The following is an 8,671-nucleotide window of genomic DNA, read 5'->3' as shown; positions in this document are numbered from 1 at the left end:
TTCTGACCCAGTTGCCCCGGCTCTATCGCGAAATCGAACAAGCCTTGCCTGGTCACCCCATTCCGAACTTTTTGCGCATGGGCCATTGGATTGGTGGCGACCGCGATGGCAACCCCAACGTCACTGCCGACACGCTTAAACGTGCGCTCTCTCGGCAATGCGAGACCGCGTTGCGCTACTACTTGACGGAAGTGCATGCCCTCGGAGCAGAGCTGTCAGTGTCACAGATGCTGGCACCCGTCACCACGGCCATGCAAGCGTTGGCGACCCAATCGCCGGACCAGAATGCCCATCGTGAAGACGAGCCTTACCGCCGTGCACTGATCGGCATCTATGCCCGCTTGGCCGCCACCTTGATGGCCTTGACCGGCACGGAAGCCCTGCGCCATGCGGTCGCCCCCCAAAAACCATACCCTGACGCCGAAAGTTTTCTCGCTGATCTGCGCACGATTGAAGCCTCGCTCAAGTACCACCACGCTCAAGCCATGATCGTGCCGCGTTTGGCCCCGCTGATGCGGGCGGTGCAGGTCTTTGGCTTTCACCTCGCCACGGTTGATTTGCGCCAAAGCTCGGATCAGCACGAAGCGGTGGTGGCGGAGCTACTGCGCGCGGCCCAAGTCGAAGCGAATTACAGCGCCTTGGATGAAGCGGCTCGCCGCGACTTGCTGCTGCGCTTGCTCAACGATGCTCGCCCTTTGCGCTTGATCGCAGGGGAGTATTCCGAGCACACACGCAGCGAACTGGCGATTTTTGAAACCGCCCGCTTGATGCTCAAGAGCTATGGCCGCCATGCCATCCGGCACTACATCATTTCGCACACCTAGACCGTCAGCGACTTGCTCGAAGTGCTGCTGCTGCAAAAGGAAGTCGGCTTGATGCGCGGCACGCTGGATGAGAGTGCAACGGCTGACTTGATCGTGGTGCCGTTGTTCGAAACCATCGGCGACTTGCGCAACGCCGCACCCATCATGCGCGAGTACTACGCCCTGCCCGGCATCGCAGCCATGATGGGTCGCTCCGGCAACGAGCAAGACGTGATGCTGGGCTACAGCGACAGCAACAAAGACGGCGGCTTTTTCACCAGCAACTGGGAGCTGTACCGCGCCGAGATTGAACTGGTGGAACTGTTCGACGCCCTGCGACGCAAAAACGGTCTGATCCTGCGCCTTTTCCATGGCCGAGGCGGCACCGTCGGTCGAGGCGGCGGCCCCAGCTACGACGCCATCTTGGCGCAACCTCCGGGCACCGTGAACGGCCAAATTCGCCTGACCGAACAAGGTGAGATCATCGCCTCCAAATACTCGCACCCTGAAATAGGCCGACGCAATCTCGAAACCTTGGTGGCCGCCACGCTGGAAGCCACCCTGCTGCATCCCACACAAAGTGCCCCTGCAACGTTCTTAGCGACGGCCGAGGCCCTTTCCGAAGCAAGCATGAAAGCCTACCGGCACATCGTCTACGAGACCGATGGCTTCACCGATTACTTCTTCGCCGCCACACCCATTCGGGAAATTGCCGGTCTCAACATCGGCTCACGCCCGGCTTCACGCAAAGCCACCCGCGCGATCGAAGATCTGCGCGCTATTCCTTGGGGTTTCAGTTGGGGTCAGTGCCGCATCGCTTTGCCAGGTTGGTGTGGCTTTGGCTCAGCAGTCCAAGATTTGCTAGCCACCGACGCCAACAAATTGGCCCTGTTGCAGCAGATGTACCGCGAGTGGCCGTTCTTCCGCACGCTGCTCTCCAACCTCGATATGGTGCTGGCCAAGACCGATCTGGCCATTGCGGCACGTTATGTGGAACTGGTTGAAGACCGCGAATTGGGCGCAAGTATCTTCAAAGCCATCCAAGAAGAATGGGCTCGAACCCAAGACGCGCTGCACTTGATCACGGGAGATGCCCAGAGATTGGCCACCAATCCAAGCTTGGCACGTTCCATCGAGCATCGGTTCCCGTACCTCGATCCACTCAATCATTTGCAGGTTGAATTGCTGCGTCGCTTCCGTCTATGTCGCGAGGATCATCCGGGCATGGAGCGTATTCAGCGCGGCATTCATCTATCGATCAACGGCATTGCGGCCGGATTGCGCAACACGGGCTGACCAGCAATCTCACAACAAACTCGTAACTAGACCGACAATCCGACTTCGCCGGCGCGATCGGGCCGGAAAGGAACTGTTGTGAGCTGGAATTTGCGCCCTTCTTCGATGGCAGACCTTCTCAGAAAAAGTCTGCGAAACCTCTGGAGTTCACTGCGTCACCACCCGCCTGCTGCATGGGTGACGCTGGTGATCTCTTTGGTCCTGACGTGGGCGGGCTGGTATGTGACCAATCAGTTCATCCAACACCGCGCCTCGGATCGCTACGCCTTCCAAGTCAAAGACGTGCTGGGCGCAATCCAGCAACGCATGCAGACCTACGAGTCGATGCTTCGTGGGGGTGCCGGCCTGTTTGGCGCCAGCGAAACCGTCGATCGACGCGAATGGAAAACCTACGTTCAGGCCCTTCAACTCGATCAACGCTTTCCCGGCATCATGGGGTTTGGCTACATCGAACGCATCAGCACCGATCAGCTGAGCGCACACCTGAGCCGGATTCGCACCACAGGCAACCCTGATTACGTCATCCGCCCGGAGGGGCAACGCGACGTTTACAGCGCGACCACGTATCTCGAACCCGACACCGAGGCCAATCATCAAGCGCTCGGATTGGATCTGTACGCCCAGCCTAACTTGCGAGGTGCCATGGACAGGGCCCGTGATACGGGGATGCCCGCACTTTCTCGCTTGGTCAGTTTGGATCACGTGGGAGCCCATGATCTCCTCAAGGAACGTCGGCTGTTCATGTTTCTGCCGATCTACCGCAAGAACGCGCTTCTCCAGACCGCCGCAGAACGCCAGAACGCTTTGGAAGGCTGGATTTACACCAGCATGCACAGCCAAGACTTGCTGCGCGACATTTTGGGGGCCAGCAACGCGGAAATCGACGTCGAAGTCTTTGACGGCACCGACATGCGCCGTGACACGATGCTCTATCACGACCTCGGCGAGGAAGAACCCCACTTGGGTCGTACCGATTACGCCCCCGATTTCAGCCAGACCACCCACCTCGAATTTGGTGGCGAGACGTGGTCCCTTTTCATCCACACCCAACCCGGCTACATCGCTGCCAGCGATACCGGTCAGCCCATCATCGTGGCTTTGGGAGGACTGGCCTTGGATGTGCTGCTATTTCTGATGATCGGCATCATGTCCGATCGCCATCAACAAGCGCATCGCATTGCCAGCGCCATGACCGAGGGGCTGCAACAAAGTGAGACCCGTTTGCGGGCCATCTTGGACAATTTCCCCTTCATGGTGTGGCTCAAGGACGAGGAAGGCCGCTTGCTGGCGGTCAATGAGCCCTACGCTCACGCGTGCGGTCGGCCCGATATCTCCAGCGTTGTCGGTATGAGCGAGACCGATTTGTGGCCGCAAGACATCGCCCAAGCGCATGAGGAACAAGCCCAGTTGGCCATGCAAGACCGCTTGGAGCACATCACCATCGGCCGCATCACCCGCGCCGGTCAAGAACGTTGGATGGAGGTGCACTGCGCCCCTTGGTGCGCCAACAACGGCACTGTGCTGGGCACCGTGGGCTACACCTTGGACATTTCGGAGCAAAACAAGCGGAGCAATCCCTGCGCGCCAGCGAGCGGCGTTTCCGTCAGATCTTCGAACAAGCTGCGGTAGGCACGGTCCTGATTGCCCCCGATGCGGGGGAGATTCTTGACGCCAACATCCGTTTTGCCGAGTTCTGCGGCCACAGTCGCTCGCAACTTCTGGGCATGCCCTTGCAGGATCTGCTGGAACTTGGGTCGGACGATTCGGTGGCCGCTTGGATTGGTCGGCTCTGGCAACCCGGCGAGAACAACCACACCCACGAGGTGACGTTGCGCCATCACGATGGCCACACCGTCTGGGCTGTGGTTGGGATGGTGGCCTTGCGCGATGACCATCTACCCTTGCCCTTAATGGTGATGTCGGTCATCGACATCACGACGCATAAGCTGGCCGAGCAAGCCCTGCATGACAGCAAAGAGCTGCTTGATTTGGCGCTGCTGGGCAGCACAGATGGACTATGGCGCTACGAAATCAGCCCAAACACCTTGGCGCTGTCGCCCGCTACAAAGCTTTGCTGGGTTACAGCGAGCATGAGCTGGACGGTCTGGATGCTCAGGCCTTTATCCAGCAAGCCCACCCAGAAGATCGCCCACGCCTGCAAGCTATCTGGGCAGCCTGCCATCAAGGCGAAACCGTCCACCACGAAACCACCCTGCGCTTGCTGCACAAGGATGGGCATGAAATGCCCGTTTGTTGCGCCTGTTTGTCGGACGGGATGCCCAAAATCGCCCGCTGCGCATCGTCGGCACCTGCATCGATCTGAGCGAGCGTCTGCGCCTCTTGTGCAACTGGCCCGCAGCGGCACAGGCCAGCCCGACCGCCCCCCGGCCCATGCTCTGGGTGGTGGAGCCTGACGCCGCTCTGCGTGAAACTTTGGGTCAGATGCTCAACCGTGAAGGCTACGCCGTGCGCTCGTTTGATCAGGGGCTGTCAGCCTTGGCGGCGATGGACCATGACACCGGCCCCAAGCCGCAGCACTTGCTGGTGGCCCAACAGCTCAACGCCGAACTTTCCGGGCTGGAGTTGGCCATCGCCATGCGCAGTCGCCAACCCGATTTGCGGATCGTGCTCACCCTCGAAGCCCAAGCCCCGGCGATCCACACTGAGCTGGCCCACAACCAAGGCGTGCAACAGATTTTGCACAAACCCTTCGACGCCACCACGTGGCTGCACGCACTCACCGATCAAGGAGTTTGAGATGAGCATGGACGTGATCGACTACGACATTCGTGGCTCGGAGATGCAATTCGTCGAGATTGAGCTCGACCCCGGCGAGGCCGCTGTGGGCGAGGCCGGCAGCATGATGTTCATGGATACCGGCATCACCATGGATGCTGTTTTTGGTGATGGCTCGGCCCAGCAAGGCGGCTTTTTTGGCAAGTTGCTTGGTGCAGGCAAACGGCTGCTGACAGGTGAATCACTCTTTACCACCGTCTACACCAATCAAGCCGGGGCCAAACAGCGTGTTGCTTTTGCGGCCCCCTTCCCCGGCAAGATCATGCCGATGGATCTGCGTCAGCTGGGCGGGATGCTGATCTGTCAAAAAGACTCGTTCCTGTGCGCAGCGCGTGGCGTCTCGATCGGCATTGCCTTTCAGCAGAAGATGGGCGTGGGCTTCTTCGGGGGTGAAGGCTTCATCATGCAAAAGCTCGAAGGCGACGGGCTAGCCTTCATCCACGCGGGCGGCACCGTGGTGCGCCGTGAGCTGCAAGCGGAGCAATCGCTGCTGGTCGATACCGGTTGTTTGGTCGCACACACGCCCAGCGTCAACTTTGAGATTCAGTACGTCGGCAAGATCAAAACCGCGCTGTTTGGCGGCGAAGGTCTATTCTTGGCCCGCCTGAGCGGGCCCGGGCAAGTCTGGTTGCAAAGCCTGCCCTTCTCGCGCTTGGCCTCACGCGTGTTTGCCGCTGCACCGCAACGGGGCGGCTCCCGTGAAGAAGGCTCGCTCTTGGGCGGCCTCGCCACCGGCAGTGCGCTCAGTGGTTTGTTCAGCAACGATCAGGACGACTAAAACGTGCGTTGCCCTTAACGCACCACCAACACCGGGGTGGTGCTGTGGGTCAGGACCTTCTGGGTCTCGCTACCCAGCAGCAGCCCCGCCAAGCCACGTCGGCCATGAGAGGCCATCACGATCAGATCGCAGTCGTGGCCGCGGGTGTATTCAAGAATCGCCTCCCAAGGATGCAAAGACTCCACCTTGACCATGGTGCAGGCCACCTTGGCGGCTTGGCAAGCTTGTTCTACCTGCTGTAGGTGTTGCGTTGCAAAGCGTTCTTGCGCGTCGTAGAACTCTTGCGGCGGCATAGGCTGCATTTCAGTGATCGCGCTGTAGGGGAAGGGTTCCTTCACCGCCAGCGTGTGGATCTCAGCACCCTGAGTTCGCGCCAAATCGACAGCGGTGATCAGCGCTTTGGCGGTGATATCGGAGCCATCCGTGGGAAAAAGAATGCGCTTGAACATATGTCTTTCTTTCCTCGAAAAAGAGAAGTGCGCCCAAAGTATCACGGCAACCGCCGTTGACCCTCGACCGTGAAGTGTAGAGATCGGTTGAGATCAGTGTCCGATTGACACGCCGCAAGTTCGGACCGGTCTTGTGGCATCGGCACACCACTCGCTCCACGAGCCCGGATACAAAACAGTATCGCCAAAACCGGCCACCACCATGGCCAGTAAGTTGTGGCAAGCCGTGACCCCCGAGCCACATTGATGCACCACCGGCAACCGTAAATCACCCGTACGCGCCCAGAGAGAATCGAAAGCCGCCTTCAGTTGGCCGGTGGACAAAAACAGCCATCTGGGCCCAAATTGTCCTGAAAAGGCCGATTCAGCGCCCCTGGGATGTGTCCAGCCACCGGATCGAGCGGCTCAATATCACCACGAAACCGTGCTGGCGCACGCGCATCAATCAACGTGTGTTGATGCAAACCAGCTTGCACGGCGTCGGCATCCAAGGTGGGCATGCCCGGTTCGGCCGACAAGACATAGCTGCGGCGGCTCGCATCATCAGGGACGGCGCTTATGCCACGCTCCAGCGCATAACCCAAGGCCTGCCAAGCCGGCAATCCGCCGTCGAGCAAAGCCACGGCGCGGTGCCCCAACCAACGCAGCATCCACCAAGCCCGTGCGGCAAACATGCCGCCTTGACGGTCATAAACCACCACCGGAGTGTCGGCCTGAATCCCCAACGCCCCAACCGTGGCCGCAAAGGCTTCGCGTGTGGGCAGAGGATGGCGACCATTGCGCCCCGTTTTGGCCGCACTGAAATCTCGCTCGAGATGCCCGTAGAAGGCCCCCGGAAGGTGGGCGCTCCGATAAGCCGCCTCACCAGCATGCACATCGGCCAGATCAAAACTGACATCGATCAGCACCACGCGCCCCAACCATGCCGACAAAACGTCAGCGCCGATCAAGGGAGTGGGGAAAACGTCTTGTCGGCTCATGGTTCAAACCTCGCACATCACACGTCGGTACCACGCATGGAAGTGCTGCATGCCATCTTCCATGGGGCTTTGATAGGGTCCGACCTCGTCGTCGCCACGCTGCATCAGCGCCTTGCGGCCCTGATCCATGCGCTCGCCGATTTCATCGTCTTCGATGCACGTTTCCATGTAGGCCGCTTGCTGGGCCGCCATGTACTCGGGCTCGAAGGCGACGATTTCTTCGGGGTAATAAAACTCGACCACATTGAGGGTTTTATCCGGTCCTTGCGGGTACAAGTTGGAAACCACCAACACGTTCGGGTACCACTCGACCATCAAGGTCGGGTAATAGGTCAGCCAGATCGCGCCTGAGCGGGGTGCTTGGCCCCCTTGGTAACTGCGCACCTGCTGCTGCCAGCGCTCGTAAACCTTCGAGCCCGAGCGGCTCAGGGCCTCCCCCTTGGTCGAAGCAATCCCCACGGTCTGGACCGAATAATCTTGCCCCATCTCCCAGCGCAAGTCGTCGCACGTAACGAACTGCCCCAAACCAGGATGGAACGGCACCACGTGGTAGTCCTCAAGGTAGACCTCGATGAAGGTCTTCCAGTTGTAATTGCACTGGTGCATCTCGGCACGGTGGAAGACGTAGCCGCTGAAATCAAGCTCTGCCTGCGGGCCGAGCTTGGCAAGATCACCCGCCACATCGCGGCCGTTGTCCTCGAAGATCAGCCCATGCCACGTCTTGACCGGATACGAGTGCAGATGCAGGCATGGGTCGGTCTCAAAGTGCGGCGCACCGCGCAACTTGCCATCCAAACCGTACGTCCAGCGATGCAGTGGGCAAACCACTTGGCTACCCGTTTGCCCACGCCCACGCAACATCACCGCTTGGCGATGGCGACAAACGTTGGACATCAGGCGAATGCCGTCGGCGGTTCGCACCAAAACACGCCCGTCGCCTTCTTGCGACAGCACGTGGTAGTCCCCCACTTCCGGAATCATCAATTCGTGCCCCAGATAGCGGGGACCGGACTGAAAGATGCGACGCATCTCCATCTCGTAGCGGGCCGTGTCGAAGTAGCTGGACACGGGCAATTGGGTGCGACTCGGCTGGAGCGAGATGCTCAGGTCGGACATGATCCCCAGAAATCTCCAAAGAACGGCATGAGAAAAAAGGGCAAACGCCCAAGATGGGACCGGGATTGTAGCGATCTGGGCGAGACCATCTTGTTTCAAGTCAAAGGCAGCTAATTCGTGCACCCTGAGGCGGCACCACTACAATGGCCCGTTTTGTTTTCCTCGTCATGCCCAAGAGCGCCCCGCCCAAATCCTTGCCACCAATCAGTTACGACGCCGCACTGGCCGAACTCGAGCAATTGGTCCAGGGCCTCGAAAACAGCCAACTCCCTCTTGAGAGCATGCTGAAAAGCTATCAGCGCGGCGCCGAATTACTCGTTGCCTGCCGCGATCAGCTTGCAGCCGTGACTCAACAAGTCAAGGTCGTGGAAAACGGCCAACTCAAACCTTGGATCGACGCCCAAGTCGCGCTACGCGCCCACCGACTCGGCCTTGCAGGCACCCACGTGCGGG

General features: G+C 59.6%; 7 protein-coding genes and 3 pseudogenes. 7 read left to right on the top strand and 3 right to left on the bottom strand.

From position 1 onward, the window contains the following. The 6 genes and pseudogenes from ppc to LEPOCDRAFT_RS01935 form a co-directional block, all read left to right on the top strand. Positions 1–2,099: pseudogene (gene ppc, locus LEPOCDRAFT_RS01955) on the top strand (phosphoenolpyruvate carboxylase); the annotation flags it as partial. A gap of 105 nt (positions 2,100–2,204) precedes the next feature. Then, positions 2,205–3,728, top strand: a complete 1,524-nt coding sequence (locus LEPOCDRAFT_RS01950) for a CHASE domain-containing protein (protein WP_009453533.1) — start codon at positions 2,205–2,207, stop codon at positions 3,726–3,728. Further along, a pseudogene (locus tag LEPOCDRAFT_RS03090) lies at positions 3,677–4,027 on the top strand (PAS domain S-box protein); the annotation flags it as partial. The gene LEPOCDRAFT_RS01950 and the pseudogene LEPOCDRAFT_RS03090, both read left to right, overlap by 52 nt. Before the next feature lie 89 nt (positions 4,028–4,116). Then, positions 4,117–4,422 (top strand): PAS domain-containing protein, encoded by a 306-nt coding sequence (locus LEPOCDRAFT_RS03085; RefSeq protein WP_083834367.1) that lies wholly within the window; start codon positions 4,117–4,119, stop codon positions 4,420–4,422. Beyond that, the gene (locus tag LEPOCDRAFT_RS01940) at positions 4,353–4,856 is read left to right on the top strand and encodes a response regulator (protein WP_216579398.1); all 504 of its coding nucleotides are present in this window, start codon (positions 4,353–4,355) and stop codon (positions 4,854–4,856) included. The genes LEPOCDRAFT_RS03085 and LEPOCDRAFT_RS01940 overlap by 70 nt, the downstream gene beginning before the upstream one ends. 1 nt (position 4,857) lies before the next feature. Continuing rightward, positions 4,858–5,673, top strand: coding sequence for a TIGR00266 family protein (locus LEPOCDRAFT_RS01935; protein ID WP_009453529.1), 816 nt, complete (start codon positions 4,858–4,860; stop codon positions 5,671–5,673). Between the two features lie 14 nt (positions 5,674–5,687). Here LEPOCDRAFT_RS01935 and LEPOCDRAFT_RS01930 read toward each other — a convergent pair whose 3' ends face one another. The 3 genes and pseudogenes from LEPOCDRAFT_RS01930 to LEPOCDRAFT_RS01920 all read right to left on the bottom strand — a co-directional run bounded on the left by LEPOCDRAFT_RS01930 (position 5,688) and on the right by LEPOCDRAFT_RS01920 (position 8,218). Then, entirely contained in the window at positions 5,688–6,122 is a 435-nt protein-coding gene (locus LEPOCDRAFT_RS01930) for a universal stress protein (RefSeq protein WP_009453528.1), read from the bottom strand. Positions 6,123–6,215: 93 nt separating this feature from the next. Further along, positions 6,216–7,102: pseudogene (locus tag LEPOCDRAFT_RS01925) on the bottom strand (sulfurtransferase). 3 nt (positions 7,103–7,105) lie between these two features. Beyond that, complete coding sequence (locus LEPOCDRAFT_RS01920; RefSeq protein ID WP_009453526.1) at positions 7,106–8,218, bottom strand: aromatic ring-hydroxylating oxygenase subunit alpha; 1,113 nt, start codon at positions 8,216–8,218, stop codon at positions 7,106–7,108. A gap of 143 nt (positions 8,219–8,361) precedes the next feature. On the opposite strand from LEPOCDRAFT_RS01920, the gene xseB reads away from it, so the two are divergent. Continuing rightward, positions 8,362–8,671, top strand: a 310-nt coding sequence (gene xseB / locus LEPOCDRAFT_RS01915) for an exodeoxyribonuclease VII small subunit (protein WP_009453525.1), incomplete at its 3' end; no start/stop codon positions are given.

The sequence above is a fragment of the Leptothrix ochracea L12 genome, assembly GCF_000262525.1.
This window is presented reverse-complemented; position numbering and strand designations above follow the sequence as displayed.

Excerpts from the sequence above, each read along its gene's own strand:
- LEPOCDRAFT_RS01950 (WP_009453533.1), top strand. The coding sequence starts at position 2,205 with ATGGCAGACCTTCTCAGAAAAAGTCTGCGAAACCTCTGGAGTTCACTG.
- LEPOCDRAFT_RS03085 (WP_083834367.1), top strand. The coding sequence starts at position 4,117 with ATGGCGCTACGAAATCAGCCCAAACACCTTGGCGCTGTCGCCCGCTAC.
- LEPOCDRAFT_RS01935 (WP_009453529.1), top strand. The coding sequence starts at position 4,858 with ATGAGCATGGACGTGATCGACTACGACATTCGTGGCTCGGAGATGCAA.
- LEPOCDRAFT_RS01930 (WP_009453528.1), bottom strand. The coding sequence starts at position 6,122 with ATGTTCAAGCGCATTCTTTTTCCCACGGATGGCTCCGATATCACCGCC.
- LEPOCDRAFT_RS01920 (WP_009453526.1), bottom strand. The coding sequence starts at position 8,218 with ATGTCCGACCTGAGCATCTCGCTCCAGCCGAGTCGCACCCAATTGCCC.